Genomic DNA, 18,045 nt, shown 5'->3' on the forward strand with positions numbered 1-18,045 from the left:
GCCGGATGGGTCCGGCCTACCATTCACGCGTAGGCCGGATAAGCGGTAGCGCCATCCGGCATTTTTAACCTTGCTTGCGTAGCTGAACTTCATTGTCGCCACGCTGCATCACCCGGTTCAACACCTCGGCTTCCAGTTCTGTCAAACGCACGGAACCAATCCGGCGAGGTCGTGCAATATCCACCGTTAAATCCAGCCCGATTTTTCCGTCCTCAATCAGCAAAACGCGATCGGCCATTGCTACCGCTTCGCTGACGTCATGGGTGACCAACAGTACGGTAAAGCCGTGCTCTTGCCATAAAGAGACGATCAGCTCCTGCATTTCAAGGCGGGTTAAGGCATCCAGTGCGCCGAGGGGTTCATCCAGCAGCAGCAGACCAGGGCGATGAATTAATGCCCGGGCCAGGGCCACGCGCTGTTTTTGTCCGCCAGAAAGCGCTGCGGGCCACTCCTGAGCACGATTCTCCAGTCCAACGGCGGCCAGCGCATCTCGGGCCGCATTGTGCCAGTGACCTTTCAGACCCAGACCGACGTTATCGATAACCGTCTTCCATGGTAGCAGACGCGCATCCTGAAACATCATACGCGTATCATCCTGAATTTCCGCCAGTGGGGTGGTTCCGGCAAGTAATGCGCCTGAGGTGGGCGACTCCAACCCTGCCAGCAGACGCAGCAACGTGCTTTTACCACCACCGCTGCGGCCAACCACGGCAACGAACTGCCCGGCCTGTATATGCAAATCTAACTGATTGAGCACCGTATTAGCGGCGTATTGTTTTGTCACGGCGCTCAGCAACAGCGGCGTACCCTGGTTCAAGCGAGCGGTATTCATACGGTAGCCTCCTTTATATGGTAAGCCGGGTGCCAGCGCAGCCAGACTCGCTCCAGCAATTGGGCGCTGACGTCGGCAAGTTTGCCGAGTAAGGCGTAGAGAATAATGGCCACCACGACCACATCGGTTTGCAGAAATTCGCGGGCGTTCATCGCCAGGTAGCCAATACCGGCATTGGCTGAAATGGTTTCTGCGACGATAAGCGTCAGCCACATCAGCCCGAGAGCGAAACGCACGCCGACCATAATTGAGGGCAGGGCGCCAGGGAGGATGACATGAACAAACAGTGAAAAGCCGGACAACCCATAGCTGCGCGCCATCTCTACCAGCCCACGATCGATATTACGGATCCCATGCCAGGTGTTGATGTAAATCGGGAACAGCGTGCCCAACGCAACGAGAAAGATCTTGGCGGATTCATCAATGCCGAACCACAAAATCACCAGCGGGATCAGCGCCAGATGCGGTACGTTACGCAGCATCTGCACCGAGGTATCCAGCAGGCGTTCTCCCCAACGCGAAAGACCGCTGATCAGTCCCAGCGTCAGGCCAATCGATCCACCGATGGAGAATCCGATCAGCGCGCGCCAGGAACTGATGGCCAGATGCTGCCAAAGCTCGCCGCTGGTGGAAAGCGTCCAGAAGGCTTCGATAACACCCTCCGGAGAGGGCAGTATGCGGTTGGACAGCCAGCCCATTGATGATGCGAGCTGCCAGAGCGCCACCAGACCTACCGGTAAAAACCAGGGCGCGAGGCGCAATAACCATCTGTTTTTCGTCGTTGCCATTAGCCGCTCCTTAGCTTTGAGCGACTTTGCGCGGGATGAATTCGTTTGCAACCGCTTCGCCTTGCTGTTGCAGGCGCTGCGGTTGCGGAATTTCTGGTATCGCGACATCCAGATGCGGGAACAGCAGCTCACCAACCTTGTACGCTTCTTCCAGATGCGGATAGCCGGACAGCACAAAGCTGTCGATTCCCAGCGCGGCATACTCGTTAATACGTGCTGCGACCGTAGGACCGTCTCCAACCAGTGCGGTCCCTGCGCCACCGCGTACCAGTCCTACCCCTGCCCACAGGTTCGGGCTAATTTCCAGTTTGTCGCGTTTACCGTTGTGCAGTGCAGCCATTCGCTGCTGACCAACCGAATCCGTTTTTGAGAAGGCGGCCTGGGCTTTGGCGATGGTGTCGTCATCCAGATGGGCTATCAGACGATCCGCTGCCTGCCATGCCTCGTGCGTTGTCTCTCGTACGATCACATGCAGACGAATACCGAAGCGAATCTTACGCCCGAGCGCCGCTGCTTTGGCCCGCACCTGTTCAATCTTCGCTTTCACCTGTTCGGGCGGCTCGCCCCAGGTCAGGTAGAGATCAACCTGTTCTGCAGCAAGATCTTGTGCGACATCAGACGAGCCGCCGAAATAAAGCGGTGGTCGGGGTTGTTGTACGGGAGGGAAAAACAGCTTCGCGCCGCGGACGTGAATATGTTTGCCGTTGAAATCCACCGTTTCACCTTGCAGCAAGCGCCGCCAGACCTGAGTAAATTCAGCAGAGGCTTCATAGCGCTCGGTGTGATCGAGGAACACGCCGTCGCCTGCCAGCTCCTGTGGATCGCTGCCGGTCACCAGGTTAAATAACGCCCGGCCATTTGAGAGTCTGTCGAGCGTTGCAGCCTGACGTGCGGCAACCGTTGGCGAGGTAACGCTTGGACGCAGCGCGACCAGAAACTTTAATCGCTGGGTGACCGGGATCATCGAGGCGGCGACCAGCCAGGCATCTTCGCAAGAGCGACCAGTTGGGATCAGAACGCCGGTAAACCCAAGACGATCGGCCGTTTGCGCGATTTGTTGCAGATAACCGTGATCGACAGGGCGCGAACCTTCTTCCGTTCCAAGATAATGACCGTCACCATGGGTGGGTAAAAACCAAAACATGTTCAGACTCATAATTTTTCTCCTGCCTGCTGAGTGGGTTGCCAGATACGCTGGCGAATATCGATTTTTTTCGGCACCAGACGGTTGTCATAAAACAGATCGGCGGTTTGTTGTTGCAGGGCTGCAACAGAGGCGTTGACTGGCACAATGGTGGTTGGCGGACGGTGATCCAGATAAGACGCAATCACCGGTTCTGGCAGTCCCATGGTTTTGGCCAGCAGGGTAATACTTTGCTGGCGCTGGCTGAGGGTTAACGCATCGGCCTGGCTAAAGGTATCCAGTACGCCAAGAACAAATGCGCCATTTTTCTCGGCATAGGGACGGGCGGCGAGATAAAACGAACCGGTTTGCTTGAGGTCTGAGCCGTCTTTTAGCACGCGTACATCACCTTGCAGTAACGCGGCGGAATAATAGGGGTCCCAGATAGCCCATGCGTCAACGTTTCCTTGCTGAAAGGCTGCTCGCGCGTCGGCGGGAGTCAGATAGGTCGGTTGAATATCGGTAAATTTCAGTCCGGCCTGCTGCAGCGCCCGGAGCAGTAAATTGTGGGCGCTGGACCCTTTCTGGAAAGCGACTTTATGTCCTTTAAGCTGCGCGACGCTCTGGATCGGGCTATTTTTCGGCACCAGAATCACTTCGGCTTTCGGCTTGGGCGGCTCGACGCCCACGTAAACCAGATCGGCCCCGGCGGCCTGGGCAAAAATTGGCGGAATATCACCGGTGCTGCCGAGATCGATACTGCCGATGTTGAGCGCTTCCAGCATTTGCGGCCCAGCCGGGAATTCAATCCACGAGATTTTGGTCTGCGGGTAGCGTTTCTCCAGTAGCTGATGGCTTTTGGCCAGCACCATACTGACGCTTCCTTTCTGGTAACCAATACGCAAGGCATCGGGGGCCGATTCTGCGGCATGCCCCAGAGTTGACAGCGACAACAACCCACTCAGTGCCAGCCATGACGTGTGACGCTTGAGAAGATCAAGCATGGGCGGCACCTCGCAGGGTGTTCAGTTGAGGAAGTTGGACGTCGCGACGATGCAACGCCAGCCAGAAGGTATCAAGCGCACTGTCCAGACGCTGCTGAAGGTTAGGCGTAAACTGAGGTTTATGTTGATAATCAATTACCTGCGAATCATCGGCAAACACACCGTGCAGGATCTCCTGGGCCTTTAATGCGCTCAGTACCGGTTTCAGCGCGTAATCGACGGCAAGCAAATGCGCCACGCTGCCGCCGGTAGCCAACGGCAAAACTACTTTCCCTTCCAGCGCTCGCTCGGGGAGCAGATCGAGCAGGGTTTTCAGGGCGCCAGAGTAAGCGGCTTTGTAGACCGGCGTGGCGACAATCAGCCCGTCTGCATCCTGCAATTGTTCGCTAAATGTCTTCAGCGCCGGACTGTCGAAACGGGCATAGATCAGGTCTTCTGGGGCAAAGTTGTGCAGATTCCAGTGAAAAACTTCCACATCCTGACCGTTTAGTTTTTCTCGAGCATATTCCAGTAACGCGCTGGAGCGAGAGGGAAAGCGTGGGCTTCCCGCCAGAGTAATGACGCGCATAATTTTAATCTCCCCTTATAACTAATTGTTTGCTTTTGCTTAACATTGATAACAATTTATGCAGTCTGGCAGAGAGATTTTGTTTATCGAAATGATTTATACGGGATAGAAAAGTCGAAAAATAAATATACCTGTCATACTTCAAGTTGCATGTGCGTTGGCTTTCCTCGCTCACCCCAGTCACGTACTGGTGTACGTTCCTGGGGATTTGCTGCGTCACCGCCTTCCTGCAACTCGAATTATTTAGGGTGTAAAAAGCAGGGGCGAGGAAAACGATTGCTATTTATTGCCGCAGGTCAATTCCCTTTTTGCTCGCGATCGCACATAATACGCCCCCGGTTTGCACACCGGGAATCCAGGAGAGTTCATGTACTACCCCTTCGTTCGTAAAGCCCTTTTTCAGCTCGATCCAGAGCGCGCTCATGAATTGACATTCCAGCAATTACGTCGCATTACCGGCACACCGCTTGAAGCGCTTGTGCGCCAGAAAGTACCGGCAAAACCGGTTACCTGTATGGGGTTGACGTTTAAAAATCCGCTCGGGCTTGCTGCCGGACTGGATAAAGACGGGGAGTGCATTGATGCGCTCGGCGCGATGGGATTTGGTTCCATTGAGATTGGTACCGTGACGCCACGCCCTCAGCCGGGTAACGATAAACCGCGTCTGTTCCGTCTGGTCGATGCAGAAGGTTTGATCAACCGTATGGGGTTTAATAACCACGGGGTTGATAACCTGGTTGAGAACGTTAAAAAATCTCATTTTGACGGTATTCTGGGGATTAATATTGGTAAGAATAAAGATACCCCAGTAGAGAACGGCAAAGATGACTATCTGATTTGTATGGAAAAAGTCTATGCTTATGCGGGTTATATCGCGATTAATATCTCTTCACCGAATACGCCGGGATTACGTACGCTGCAATACGGCGAGGCGCTAGACGATCTCCTGACGGCAATTAAAAATAAGCAAAATGATCTGCAAGCGATCCACCATAAATATGTTCCAGTGGCGGTAAAGATCGCGCCGGATCTTTCTGTGGAAGAACTGATCCAGGTTGCTGACAGTTTAGTTCGTCATAATATTGATGGCGTAATTGCGACTAACACCACGCTCGATCGTTCTCTCGTTCAAGGAATGAAAAATTGCGATCAAATGGGTGGCCTGAGCGGTCGACCATTACAATTAAAAAGTACAGAAATTATTCGCCAGTTGTCTCAGGAATTAAAAGGCCAGCTGCCGATTATTGGTGTTGGTGGTATCGATTCGGTGATTGCTGCACGTGAGAAAATAGCTGCTGGTGCAACCCTCGTACAGATTTATTCGGGCTTTATTTTTAAAGGTCCGCCGTTGATAAAAGAAATCGTCAGCAATATCTGAATGCTACCTTAATCACAAACCAGGGCTTTATTTCTAGCCCTGGTTGTTTTATATTCCTTTACTGTTGCTTATTTAAACATTCTGAGCTTTTATTATTAGGGCAATAAACGAAGCGGCAAAAGGATACTGTCGTAACGGTGATGATTAAGGAAAGGAGAGAAACTGATGCGAATTAAACCCGACGATAACTGGCGCTGGTATTATGATGAAGAGCACGATCGTATGATGCTCGATTTAGCCAATGGCATGTTATTCCGTTCGCGTTTTGCTCGTAAAATGCTCACTCCTGATGCATTTTCTCCGTCAGGTTTTTGTGTTGATGACGCCGCGCTTTATTTTTCCTTTGAAGAAAAATGTCGCTACCTGGATTTAGCCAAAGAACAAAAAGCGGAACTGGTGCTCAATGCGCTGGTGGCGATTCGTTATCTCAAACCGCAAATGCCGAAAAGCTGGCACTTTGTTGCACACGGTATTAACTGGTCGCCGGTCGTGGGTGACGCTGCCTGTGTTGATTTAAGCGATACCGATGAACAGGTAAACCTGTTAGTGGTTGAGCCGGGTGAAAACGCCGCGCTTTGTCTGCTTGCGCAACCTGGTGTGGTTATCGCCGGGCGTACGATGCAGCTTGGCGATGCGATTAAAATAATGAATGACAGACTGAAACCGCAAGCAGTAGTTGACAGTTTCAGCCTTGAGCAGGCGGTTTAGCTCTCCAGCCTGATTGCCGTTTTGGGAATACAGCTGCAGCACAGAATCGTTCCGTCGTCCCCTATCGCTGATTTCTTCAACGGGCTAACTTCGCCATCTACCAGTCGAATTCGACAGCATCCGCAAATGCCTGCCCGGCATGAATAGGGAACCCGGATACCCTGGTTTTCCAGCTGCTCAAGCAATACCTGCTGATTATTTCCGCGAAAGGTCTGTCCCTGCCAGTCAATAAGCACCGTGGCATCAGGTTGTTGTTCGGGTGCAGTGTCGTCTGATTCCGCTGCGCCGTACGCCCTGGCGGGGCCGGTTGCCAAAATCTCTACCTCATCGCCGACGCGAATAACGCCACTGTTGCGTGCGATAAGATTCTGGCCGAAATCGACATCGCCGTTATCTACCGCAGTACGGAAGGTTTGCAGTGTTGCGAGCGGTTCGCCGGATGGATGTTTCTGGCCTTTTTCCGGGCTAACTGTAGTGAAAATACAGCGGCTACAGGGTTTTGCAACATCAAAAATGACGTCGCCAATACGAATCACTTTCCAGGTATCTTCTTCCCAGGCGCCAGCTCCTGAAACCACCAGATTGGGGCGAAACTGTTCCATTTTGACGCTTGCCGGACAGCGCTGTTGCACATCGCGCAGGGATGCTTCGTTGGCCAGCAGATAGGGATAACCATCAGCGAAGGATAAAGGAACATCAACATGTCGTTTTACACGGCGCGTCAGCTGCGGACCGACCCAGCGTAACTGCACGTCACGGGAGAAAAAACTGCTAAGCCACTGGTTAATAGCCACTGGCGCAATGCGCGCGGTAAAATGATTCCCCCATACTTCAGTTGGCGCATCCTGGGTGGCGAAGTCGGCAAATCGTACGAGCGCACTGCTGCCGTCTGGAGCCGTAAGATGCAGCCCATCGTGGAATGGGGAAGGCGTAAAACGGACCATTTGTGGGAACTGGCGGGCGGTTATGAACGTTCCGTCAGGTTCAGTGATCATAAATATACGGTCAAAGGCGAGACCGCTGACGTCGGCCAGGGCATGCGTGAGCCCAATGCCGCGCATTGATTTAACCGGATGAATAAAAAGTCGGGTTAACGTGACCACTGTACAGCCCCTCGAATGAAAATAAGCCTTCAACTTTATGACATACAGCCCATATTAGCTATAATGCGCAGCAATTTTCTCGGAGTAAAAGTGACATTATGAATTCTCTGTTTGCCAGTACGGCCCGCGGGCTGGAAGAGCTGTTAAAAACTGAACTGGAAAACCTCGGCGCGCTGGAGTGTCAGGTCGTTCAGGGTGGGGTCCATTTTAAGGGCGACACGCGGCTTGTTTACCAGAGCCTGATGTGGAGTCGCCTGGCCTCGCGCATTATCCTGCCGATGGGAGAGTGCAAGGTCTACAGCGATCTTGATCTGTACCTCGGCGTTCAGGCAATCGACTGGACAGAGATATTTAACCCTGGTGCTACGTTTGCCGTTCATTTTAGCGGCCTGAACGAAACCATTCGTAACAGCCAGTACGGCGCGCTAAAGGTCAAGGATGCGATTGTCGATGCATTTACCCGTAAAAATATGCCGCGTCCGAATGTGGATCGTGAATCTCCGGATCTGCGCATCAACGTCTGGTTGAACAAAGATACCGCCAGCATTGCGCTTGATCTGAGCGGTGATGGTTTGCACCAGCGTGGCTATCGCGATCGCGCGGGTCAGGCACCGATTAAAGAAACGCTGGCCGCCGCTATTGTTATGCGTTCTGGCTGGCAGCCGGGAACCCCGTTACTCGATCCGATGTGTGGTTCCGGCACACTGCTGATTGAAGCGGCGATGTGGGCAACCGATCGCGCGCCGGGCCTGCACCGCGGGTACTGGGGCTTCAGCGGTTGGGCGCAGCACGACGAAGCCGTCTGGCAAGAAGTTAAAGCCGAAGCGCAGGTGCGTGCGCGTAAGGGACTGGCTGACTATACCTCGCATTTTTATGGATCCGACAGCGATGCGCGCGTGATCGAAAAAGCGCGCAGTAACGCTCGCCGTGCCGGTATTGCCGATCTGATGACGTTTGACGTTAAAGATGTCGCCAAACTGAGCAATCCGTTGCCGAAAGGACCGTATGGGACGGTTATCAGTAACCCGCCTTACGGCGAACGTCTGGATAGCGAACCGGCGCTGATTGCCCTGCACAGCCTGCTGGGCCGTACGATGAAAAACCAGTTTGGCGGCTGGAATTTGTCGCTGTTCAGCGCCTCTCCGGATCTGCTCAGCAGCCTGCAATTACGTGCCGACAAGCAGTTCAAGGCGAAAAACGGCCCGCTGGATTGTGTGCAGAAAAACTATCACGTTGCAGAGACCACCGCGGACAGCAAGCCTGCCACGGTCGCGGAAGATTATGCTAACCGCCTGCGCAAGAACATCAAGAAACTGGAAAAATGGGCGCGCCAGGAAGGCATTGAATGTTATCGCCTGTATGACGCTGATCTGCCGGAATACAACGTTGCTGTGGATCGTTACGGTGAGTGGGTCGTGGTTCAGGAATATGCCCCACCGAAGACAGTTGATGCGCAAAAAGCGCGCCAACGCCTGTTTGACATTATTGCCGCAACGCTGTCAGTACTGGAAATCGCGCCCAATAAACTGGTGCTGAAAACCCGTGAACGCCAGAAAGGCAAGAATCAGTATCAGAAGATGAATGAGAAGGGTGAATTCATTGAGGTAAGCGAGTACAACGCGCGCCTGTGGGTGAACCTGACTGACTACCTTGATACGGGTTTATTCCTCGATCACCGTATTGCGCGCCGTATGCTGGGGCAGATGAGTAAAGGTAAGGACTTCCTCAACCTGTTCTCCTACACCGGCAGCGCCAGCGTACATGCAGGATTGGGCGGTGCGCGTAGCACCACGACGGTTGATATGTCGCGTACCTATCTGGAATGGGCGGAACGCAACCTGCGTCTGAACGGCCTGAGCGGTCGCGCTCACCGTTTAATTCAGGCCGATTGCCTGGGCTGGTTGCGTGATGCCAATGAACAGTTTGATCTGATTTTCATCGATCCACCGACGTTCTCTAACTCAAAACGTATGGAAGACTCGTTTGATGTGCAGCGCGATCATCTGGCGCTGATGAAAGATCTGAAACGTCTGCTGCGTAAAGACGGCACGATCATGTTCTCCAACAACAAACGTGGGTTCCGTATGGATCTCGACGGTTTGGCTGCACTGGGATTGAAAGCACAAGAAATCACCCAAAAAACGCTTTCTCAGGACTTTGCCCGTAACCGTCAGATCCACAATTGCTGGCTGATTACCGCAGCCTGAAAGGAAAATTAAATGTCATTAATCAGTATGCATGGTGCATGGCTGTCGTTCAGCGATGCGCCGCTTCTTGATAATGCTGAACTGCATATCGAAGATAACGAGCGGGTCTGTCTGGTTGGCCGTAATGGCGCGGGCAAATCGACGCTGATGAAGATCCTGAACCGTGAACAGGGTCTTGACGATGGGCGTATTATTTATGAGCAGGATCTGGTTGTGGCGCGTCTGCAGCAGGATCCGCCGCGCAACGTGCAGGGTAGCGTCTACGATTTTGTCGCCGAAGGGATTGCAGAACAGGCGGTTTACCTCAAGCGTTATCACGATATCTCGCATCTGGTGATCGCCGATCCGAGTGATAAAAACCTCCAGGAACTGGCGAAGGTTCAGGAACAGCTGGATCACCACAATCTGTGGCAGCTGGAAAACCGTATTAATGAAGTACTGGAACAGCTTGGCCTGGAAGCAGACATGGAGCTGGCATCGCTTTCCGGCGGCTGGCTACGTAAGGCGGCGCTGGGCCGCGCGTTAGTGAGCAACCCGCGCGTGCTGCTGTTGGATGAACCGACGAACCACCTGGATATTGAAACCATCGACTGGCTGGAAGGGTTCCTGAAAACCTTCAATGGGACAATTATTTTCATTTCCCATGACCGTTCATTTATCCGCAATATGGCGACGCGTATTGTCGATCTTGACCGCGGCAAGCTGGTGACCTATCCGGGGAGTTACGATCAGTATCTGCTGGATAAAGAAGAAGCGTTGCGCGTAGAAGAGTTACAAAACGCGGAATTTGACCGCAAGTTGGCGCAGGAAGAAGTCTGGATCCGTCAGGGTATCAAAGCGCGTCGTACGCGTAACGAAGGTCGCGTGCGCGCACTGAAAGCCATGCGTCGCGAGCGTGGCGAACGTCGCGAAGTAATGGGCACAGCGAAGATGCAAGTCGAAGAGGCTAGCCGTTCAGGCAAGATTGTTTTCGAAATGGAGAATGTGGATTACCAGGTTGACGGAAAGCAGCTGGTGAAAGATTTCTCCGCGCAGGTGCAGCGTAGCGACAAGATCGCGCTAATCGGACCTAACGGCTGCGGCAAAACAACGCTGCTGAAGTTGATGTTAGGTCAGCTTCAGGCTGACAGCGGACGCATTCACGTCGGTACCAAGCTGGAAGTGGCCTATTTCGATCAGCACCGCGCCGAACTGGATCCCGATAAAACCGTGATGGACAACCTGGCTGAAGGTAAGCAAGAGGTGATGGTTAACGGTAAACCTCGCCATGTGCTGGGGTACCTGCAGGACTTCCTGTTCCATCCGAAACGTGCGATGACGCCAGTACGTGCGCTCTCTGGCGGGGAACGTAATCGCCTGTTATTGGCGCGTTTGTTCCTGAAACCCAGCAATCTGTTGATTCTCGATGAACCAACTAACGATCTTGACGTCGAAACGCTGGAACTGCTCGAAGAATTGATTGATAGCTACCAGGGCACCGTGCTGCTGGTGAGCCACGACCGTCAGTTTGTCGATAATACCGTGACCGAATGCTGGATCTTCGAAGGCGGCGGTAAAATTGGTCGTTATGTCGGCGGTTATCATGATGCGCGCAGTCAGCAATCGCAGTATGTGGCGTTTAAGCAGCCAGTTGCGAAAAAAACAGAGGAGCCAGCCGCTCCTAAAGCAGAAATTGTCAAACGCGGCACCAGCAAACTAAGCTATAAACTGCAGCGCGAACTGGAGCAGCTCCCCGCGTTGCTTGAAGAACTGGAAGCTAAGCTGGAAGCCTTACAGGCTCAGGTTGCTGACGCCGCGTTTTTCAGTCAGCCTCACGAGCAAACGCAACAGGTGTTAGCTAATTTGAACGAAGCGGAACAAGAACTTGAGCAAGCCTTTGAGCGCTGGGAGTATCTTGAGTCTTTGAAGAATGGCGCATAATTAAAGGAGCACCTATGTGCGAACATCACCATGCCGCGAAGCATATTTTGTGCTCGCAGTGTGACATGCTGGTGGCGTTACCTCGCCTTGAGCATGGTCAGAAAGCGGCATGTCCACGATGTGGCACTACGTTAACCGTTGAGTGGGACGCGCCCCGGCAGCGTCCCACTGCCTATGTTTTAGCCGCACTATTTATGCTGCTGCTGTCAAACCTCTTTCCCTTTGTGAATATGAACGTCGCAGGGGTGAGTAGTGAAGTGACGTTGCTGCAAATTCCCAGCGTGCTCTTTTCTGAAGATTACGCCAGTCTCGGCACCTTCTTTATCTTATTCGTTCAGCTAGTTCCGGCCTTTTGCCTGCTGACGATCCTGCTACTGGTAAACCGGGTTCAGATGCCCGAGCGGCTTAAAGCATGGCTGGCGCGCATTTTGTTTCAGTTAAAAAGCTGGGGAATGGCAGAAATCTTCCTCGCCGGCGTGCTGGTGAGCTTTGTTAAGCTGATGGCCTACGGCGATATCGGCGTGGGCAGCAGCTTTATTCCGTGGTGCTTCTTTTGCGTTTTACAGTTGCGTGCATTTCAGTGCGTTGACCGTCGCTGGCTATGGGATGATATTGCGCCAATGCCTGTCATAAAGCAGGCCTTAAAACCTGGCGTGCCTGGTATTCGACAGGGACTGCGTTCCTGCTCTTGCTGCACTGCAATACTTCCCGCTGATGAACGGGTGTGCCCACGTTGTCAGACGAAAGGTTATGTGCGGCGTAAAAACAGTCTGCAATGGACGTTGGCATTACTGTTTACGTCAATCATGCTTTATCTTCCTGCCAATATTCTGCCGATTATGATTACCGATTTGCTCGGGTCAAAGCTGCCGTCAACCATACTTGAGGGGGTGGTTTTAATCTGGAGCGAAGGCTCGTATCCGGTGGCTGCAGTTATCTTTATCGCCAGTATTATGGTGCCGACGTTGAAAATGATCGCCATTGCCTGGCTATGCTGGGACGCCAAAGGGCACGGCAAACGCGACAGTGAACGTATGCACCTGATTTATGAAGTTGTGGAATTTGTCGGTCGCTGGTCAATGATCGACGTATTTGTGATTGCGGTACTCTCTGCGCTGGTGCGCATGGGAGGGTTAATGAACATTTATCCTGCAATGGGTGCTTTGATGTTTGCTTTAGTCGTCATTATGACAATGTTTTCTGCGATGACATTTGATCCGCGTCTGTCGTGGGATCGTGAACCAGAACCAGGCCATGAGGAGTCCTGACAGCATGGAATCTAAAAGTGGGGAAGCCAAAGTGCAAAAGGTAAAAAACTGGTCGCCCGTGTGGATATTTCCTATCGTCACTGCACTCATTGGCGCGTGGGTTCTGTTTTATCACTACAGTCATCAGGGGCCACAGGTCACGCTTATTACCACCAATGCCGAAGGTATTGAAGGGGGCAAAACGACGATTAAGAGCCGCAGTGTGGACGTCGGCATCGTTGAGAGCGCAACCCTGACGGATGATCTGACCCATGTGGAGATTAAAGCGCGTCTTAACTCCGGAATGGAAAAGCTGCTGCATAAAGATTCTGTCTTTTGGGTGGTGAAGCCGCAGGTTGGACGTGAAGGTATAAGTGGGCTCGGCACGCTATTGTCCGGGGCTTATATTGAACTGCAGCCTGGCAATAAAGGCAGTAAGCTGGAAAACTACCAACTGCTGGATTCACCGCCACTGGCCCCGCCAGATGCAAAAGGGATCCGTGTGATTCTGGACAGCAAAAAAGCCGGTCAGTTGAGTCCGGGCGATCCGGTGCTTTTTCGCGGCTATCGTGTAGGTTCGGTTGAAACCAGCACATTTGATGCGCAAAAGCGTACGATCAGCTATCAGCTTTTCATTAATGCGCCTAACGATCGTCTGGTGACCAGTAATGTGCGTTTCTGGAAAGACAGCGGGATCGCCGTAGATCTTACCTCAGCAGGTATGCGCGTAGAAATGGGTTCGCTCTCCACGCTGTTTGGCGGTGGTGTAAGTTTTGATGTGCCAGAAGGTTTAGAGCAGGGCGAGCCGGTCGCACAACAGTCAGCGTTTAATCTTTATGACGATCAAAAAAGTATTCAGGATTCACTGTATACCGATCATATCGATTATCTGATGTTCTTTAAAGATTCGATTCGTGGCCTGCAGCCTGGTGCGCCGCTGGAATTCCGTGGCATCCGCTTGGGTACGGTGAGTAAAGTACCTTTCTTCTCACCGAATATGCGCCAGGTGTTCAACAATGATTACCGCATTCCGGTGCTGGTACGCATCGAACCAGAACGTCTGAAGGCGCAGCTGGGCGAAGATACTGATGTTGGTGCTCATCTGGCGGAATTGCTTAAACGCGGATTACGGGCATCGCTCAAAACCGGGAACCTGGTGACCGGCGCGCTTTATGTCGATCTCGACTTCTATCCGAAAGAGCCGCCGATTACTGGTGTACGCGAATTTAATGGTTATCAAATTATTCCGACCGTGAGCGGTGGTCTGGCGCAGATCCAACAGCGTCTGATGGAAGCGTTGGATAAGATTAATAATCTGCCGCTGAACCCGATGATTGAGCAGGCAACCAATACGCTGTCGGAAAGCCAGCGCACGATGAAGCATCTGCAAACCACGCTGGATAACATGAACAAGATCACGTCCAGCCAGTCGATGCAGGATCTTCCGGCGGATATGCAGAACACGCTGCGTGAACTAAATCGTAGCATGCAGGGCTTCCAGCCTGGTTCTGCGGCCTACAACAAGATGGTGGCAGATATGCAGCGTCTTGATCAGGTGCTACGTGAACTGCAACCGGTACTGAAAACGCTGAACGATAAGAGTAATGCGCTGGTATTTGAAGCGAAGGACAAGAAAGATCCAGAGCCGAAGAGGGCGAAACAATGAAAAAGTGGCTAGTGGTGATGATGGCGGTCTGGTTGACGTCATGCAGCTCCAGCGGAGAGAATAAAAGCTATTACCAGCTCCCTATCGCACAAGGCGGTGTGCAGAGCTCCGCCAATCAGGGAAACCGTCTGCTGTGGGTTGAACAGATTGCGGTACCTGATTATCTGGCCGGTAATGGGGTGGTTTACCAGACCAGCGATGTGCAATATGTTATAGCCAATAATAATCTCTGGGCCAGCCCATTAGATCAGCAATTGCGCAATACGCTGGTTGCTAACCTCAGCATGCAGTTGCCTGGCTGGGTTGTTGCTTCGCAGCCGCTGGGAAGCACTCAGGACACGCTGAACGTCACCGTAACCGGCTTCCACGGTCGTTACGATGGTAAGGTTATCGTGAGTGGAGAATGGTTGCTGAATCATCAGGGACAACTGATCAAACGTCCATTCCACATCGAAGCTGTACAGACTAAAGACGGCTACGATGAGATGGTGAAGGTTCTTGCTAACGCCTGGAGTCAGGAAGCGACGGCTATTGCTCAAGAGCTGAAACGCATCCCATAAGCTTAAATAATTGTAAATTATGCCGCCCCTGGCTCACCGCCCGGGGCGGTTTTTTTTATTTTTTTAGCCGTGGAGATAGCTGTTTTGACTGACTATTTTTGTACAAATGATTTAGAGGCTAGCTCACAAATATGACACTGGCGTGAATTTTGCGCATTGACGAGCCTAATGTTTAGGGGTATTCGTTTAGTGTGATTGCACACTTAGTAATCACTGTTTTCTTTTCCACCAGACCAAAAAATGAGGGAAACGAGGCATGAAGAGACAAAAACGAGATCGCCTGGAACGGGCACATCAACGTGGATATCAGGCCGGCATTGCCGGACGCTCAAAAGAAATGTGTCCCTATCAGACGCTGAATCAGAGGTCATACTGGCTGGGAGGCTGGCGAGAAGCCATGGGGGATAGGGTTTTAATGGCCTGATTCTGTCTCTTTAGATAAAAGAAACCTCCGCAGAGCGGAGGTTTCGCCTTTTTGCACACCAGATAAAACGGAGAAACGTTAATGTCTGGCTGCTACGCAGTCCTGGATTAGAACGCGGAAGTGTCCTGGAACAGACCCACTTTCAGATCGTTTGCGGTGTAGATCAGACGATCATCAACCAGCACTTCACCATCAGCCAGGCCCATGATCAGGCGACGGTTAACGATACGTTTGAAGTGAATGCGGTAAGTGACTTTCTTCGCAGTCGGCAGAACCTGGCCGGTGAATTTAACTTCACCTACGCCCAGCGCACGGCCTTTACCTTCGCCGCCCAGCCAGCCGAGATAGAATCCAACCAGCTGCCACATGGCGTCGAGACCCAGGCAGCCCGGCATCACCGGATCGCCGATAAAGTGACAACCGAAGAACCACAGGTCTGGGTTGATATCCAGTTCAGCTTCAACATAACCTTTGTCAAAGTTGCCACCGGTTTCGGTCATCTTGATGACACGGTCCATCATCAGCATGCTTGGTGCTGGCAGTTGTGGCCCTTTTGCGCCAAACAGTTCACCGCGACCAGAGGCAAGAAGGTCTTCTTTCGTATAGGATTCGCGTTTATCTACCATGTTCTCTGTAAGCCTTATTTTATTGAAGCACGCAGGATAGCTAACACGTGTACGCTGAACAAGTCCGATCAGTTCGGAATAATCCAGTTCAGCCAACGTAGCGGCCATGGAAAACGGTGACGACCTTCCTGTTGCGTAGCCGTGGCAATACGCTCCTGAATGGTTTGCATCAGCGTTGTCTGGCCTTCGCCATCCCACACCAGATTTAACAACAGTGGCAGCGCATCAGTTACGTCGTCCACCGCCCAGATAGTGAATTTTTCTTCTTCTATGGCCTGCAGCAGCGCGGGATGCAGGCTGAGGTGTCTGACGTTAGCCGAAGGAATGATAACGCCCTGCGTGCCCGTCAGCTCACGCTGCTGGCAGATGGCGAAGAAACCTTCAATTTTCTCATTCAGACCACCGACAGGTTGCGCCCGACCAAACTGATCGACAGAACCGGTAATGGCGATACTTTGATTAACAGGCACGTCGGCGAGGGCGCTGATCAATGCGCACAGTTCTGCCATAGACGCGCTGTCACCGTCCACTTCGCTGTAAGATTGCTCAAAGGTCAGCGAGGCAGAGAAGGGGATTTGCTGCTCAAGCTGGAGTTCCGACATCAGGAACGCCTGCATAATCATCATACCCTTGGCATGAATATTTCCGCCGAGCTCGGCTTTGCGCTCAATGTCAGTAAACTCGCCGTCGCCAATATGCACGACGCAACTGATACGAGAAGGCTCGCCAAATGCGCGTGGGTGGCCTGGAAACTCAATCACCGACAAGGCGTTGATCTGGCCAATACGCTCGCCTTCTGTCTCGATAAGGATCTGCTCTTGCAGAATTTCGTCCTGCATGCGTTCGGCCAGGAATCCCTCACGCCATTCGCGCTGAGCCAGCATCAGGCTGAACTGCTCAGCGTTGCAGGTTTCGCTCTCGCATAACGGGGCCACCTCTTTGAACTGTCTGGTGATCCACAGCGGGTTAAGCGGCAATGTATCCTGTTCACCGGTATAGCGAACGGCTTCACGGATCAAAACCTGCCAGGCATCAGGAGCGGGGTAAGGCAAATTATTGCGCATGGCAGTATGCGTGACCCACTGACACCACTGCGTCATGGTTTCGGCATCCACGATCTGCAGATTATCTTCAAACTCGCTGTAAATGGCCTGCTCAGCCAACTCTGGCTCCATGTCCTGGAAATCCGCCAGCGATTCACGCTCACCCACCAAAATCACTTTCAGTTTAAGCGGCATAGGCGGAACAGAGACAGGCAGCGGGCGAGACTCATCAAAAGCCACCCAATCAAAACGCTCGTGGCTGACAATGGCTTTCAGACGCATCCACAACAGAGGTTGGGCCAACAGCGTGCGCAATGAGATAACCAGCACACCCCCATTGGCCTGATGTACCAGACCTGGCTGCAGCGTAATTTCGCCATTGAACTGACGTAGACAGCCAAACAGTTGTTCAGCTTCGGCCCAGTCAGCGCTGACCACCTGCGTCAACGTCGCAAAATTGTCTTCCGCTTTTTCAGCTGTACGATAACGAATAGTGTGACCGGAGATGTCGTAATGACCGCCAGTCAGGCTTCCTGCATCCGTGTGCAAGGGACGTGCAGCCTTTGCAATAAGGTTGAGATACTCAAGCTCCTCCGGTGCTTTCACCAACATGAACGAGGATGTTGTCCAGTGCTGAAGAAGCTGCTCTAGCGCGAATTGTAAACGTGGCTGAGTATCACTAAGTAAGGTGTCGGTGTCGTCAGTGACGTGCGGCTGTGCAAATACTTCCTGATAACTGTCGGTATCAGGAACCAGATCACGCCATGCAAGTTTCGTAATGGTCAAAGTTGATGTTTTTTAGTCTGTTGTAAAAAACGAGATTATACCGTAACCCTCACCACTAAACA

At 52.5% G+C, this 18,045-nt stretch carries 16 protein-coding genes; 8 read left to right on the forward strand and 8 right to left on the reverse strand.

The window, feature by feature from the left end; genetic code table 11:
* Positions 1–64: 64 nt before the first annotated feature.
* From ssuB to ssuE, 5 genes are read right to left on the reverse strand one after another with little or no spacing between them, the layout of a single operon-like run.
* Positions 65–832, reverse strand: a complete 768-nt coding sequence (gene ssuB / locus SK34_RS15390; protein WP_003035840.1) for an aliphatic sulfonates ABC transporter ATP-binding protein — start codon at positions 830–832, stop codon at positions 65–67.
* Positions 829–1,620, reverse strand: coding sequence for an aliphatic sulfonate ABC transporter permease SsuC (ssuC, locus tag SK34_RS15395; RefSeq protein ID WP_048233404.1), 792 nt, complete (start codon positions 1,618–1,620; stop codon positions 829–831). The genes ssuB and ssuC overlap by 4 nt, the downstream gene beginning before the upstream one ends.
* A 10-nt stretch (positions 1,621–1,630) precedes the next feature.
* Positions 1,631–2,776 (reverse strand): FMNH2-dependent alkanesulfonate monooxygenase, encoded by a 1,146-nt coding sequence (gene ssuD, locus SK34_RS15400; RefSeq protein WP_048219161.1) that lies wholly within the window; start codon positions 2,774–2,776, stop codon positions 1,631–1,633.
* Positions 2,773–3,747, reverse strand: a complete 975-nt coding sequence (locus tag SK34_RS15405) for a sulfonate ABC transporter substrate-binding protein (protein WP_044712507.1) — start codon at positions 3,745–3,747, stop codon at positions 2,773–2,775. The genes ssuD and SK34_RS15405 overlap by 4 nt, the downstream gene beginning before the upstream one ends.
* Positions 3,740–4,315, reverse strand: a complete 576-nt coding sequence (gene ssuE, locus SK34_RS15410) for an NADPH-dependent FMN reductase (protein WP_016149876.1) — start codon at positions 4,313–4,315, stop codon at positions 3,740–3,742. Before ssuE ends, SK34_RS15405 begins: the two co-directional genes overlap by 8 nt.
* Before the next feature lie 367 nt (positions 4,316–4,682).
* Between ssuE and pyrD the strand changes: the two genes are divergently transcribed.
* Together pyrD and zapC are read left to right on the forward strand one after the other, a co-directional pair.
* The gene (gene pyrD, locus SK34_RS15415; RefSeq protein ID WP_003831973.1) at positions 4,683–5,693 is read left to right on the forward strand and encodes a quinone-dependent dihydroorotate dehydrogenase; all 1,011 of its coding nucleotides are present in this window, start codon (positions 4,683–4,685) and stop codon (positions 5,691–5,693) included.
* A 165-nt stretch (positions 5,694–5,858) separates the two neighbouring features.
* Positions 5,859–6,401, forward strand: a complete 543-nt coding sequence (gene zapC, locus SK34_RS15420) for a cell division protein ZapC (RefSeq protein WP_003035852.1) — start codon at positions 5,859–5,861, stop codon at positions 6,399–6,401.
* Here zapC and SK34_RS15425 read toward each other — a convergent pair.
* Positions 6,398–7,504 (reverse strand): YcbX family protein, encoded by a 1,107-nt coding sequence (locus SK34_RS15425; RefSeq protein ID WP_044700763.1) that lies wholly within the window; start codon positions 7,502–7,504, stop codon positions 6,398–6,400. The genes zapC and SK34_RS15425 overlap by 4 nt on opposite strands.
* 98 nt (positions 7,505–7,602) lie before the next feature.
* Between SK34_RS15425 and rlmKL the strand changes: the two genes are divergently transcribed.
* From rlmKL to rmf, 6 genes are all read left to right on the forward strand, one after another.
* On the forward strand, positions 7,603–9,711 hold the full coding sequence (rlmKL, locus tag SK34_RS15430) for a bifunctional 23S rRNA (guanine(2069)-N(7))-methyltransferase RlmK/23S rRNA (guanine(2445)-N(2))-methyltransferase RlmL (protein ID WP_016149878.1): 2,109 nt from the start codon (positions 7,603–7,605) through the stop codon (positions 9,709–9,711).
* A 12-nt stretch (positions 9,712–9,723) separates the two neighbouring features.
* Positions 9,724–11,631, forward strand: a complete 1,908-nt coding sequence (locus tag SK34_RS15435) for an ABC transporter ATP-binding protein (protein ID WP_003836846.1) — start codon at positions 9,724–9,726, stop codon at positions 11,629–11,631.
* Between the two features lie 14 nt (positions 11,632–11,645).
* Positions 11,646–12,899: a membrane integrity-associated transporter subunit PqiA gene (gene pqiA / locus SK34_RS15440; protein WP_003035862.1), complete on the forward strand. Its 1,254-nt coding sequence runs from the start codon at positions 11,646–11,648 to the stop codon at positions 12,897–12,899.
* A 4-nt stretch (positions 12,900–12,903) separates the two neighbouring features.
* Entirely contained in the window at positions 12,904–14,544 is a 1,641-nt protein-coding gene (pqiB, locus tag SK34_RS15445) for an intermembrane transport protein PqiB (RefSeq protein ID WP_003836843.1), read from the forward strand.
* Positions 14,541–15,104, forward strand: a complete 564-nt coding sequence (pqiC, locus tag SK34_RS15450; protein WP_003035868.1) for a membrane integrity-associated transporter subunit PqiC — start codon at positions 14,541–14,543, stop codon at positions 15,102–15,104. The genes pqiB and pqiC overlap by 4 nt, the downstream gene beginning before the upstream one ends.
* Before the next feature lie 256 nt (positions 15,105–15,360).
* Positions 15,361–15,528 (forward strand): ribosome modulation factor, encoded by a 168-nt coding sequence (gene rmf, locus SK34_RS24015; protein WP_003035871.1) that lies wholly within the window; start codon positions 15,361–15,363, stop codon positions 15,526–15,528.
* Positions 15,529–15,635: 107 nt separating this feature from the next.
* Here the strand turns inward: rmf and fabA are convergent, their stop codons facing one another.
* Both fabA and SK34_RS15460 read right to left on the reverse strand, forming a co-directional pair.
* Positions 15,636–16,154 (reverse strand): bifunctional 3-hydroxydecanoyl-ACP dehydratase/trans-2-decenoyl-ACP isomerase, encoded by a 519-nt coding sequence (gene fabA / locus SK34_RS15455; protein WP_048233834.1) that lies wholly within the window; start codon positions 16,152–16,154, stop codon positions 15,636–15,638.
* A gap of 68 nt (positions 16,155–16,222) precedes the next feature.
* Positions 16,223–17,983: an AAA family ATPase gene (locus SK34_RS15460; RefSeq protein ID WP_003035878.1), complete on the reverse strand. Its 1,761-nt coding sequence runs from the start codon at positions 17,981–17,983 to the stop codon at positions 16,223–16,225.
* Positions 17,984–18,045 lie beyond the last annotated feature (62 nt).

Origin of the sequence: Citrobacter sp. MGH104 (assembly GCF_001034485.1) — a bacterium.
In the GTDB taxonomy this organism is placed as follows: Bacteria; Pseudomonadota; Gammaproteobacteria; order Enterobacterales; family Enterobacteriaceae; genus Citrobacter; species Citrobacter freundii.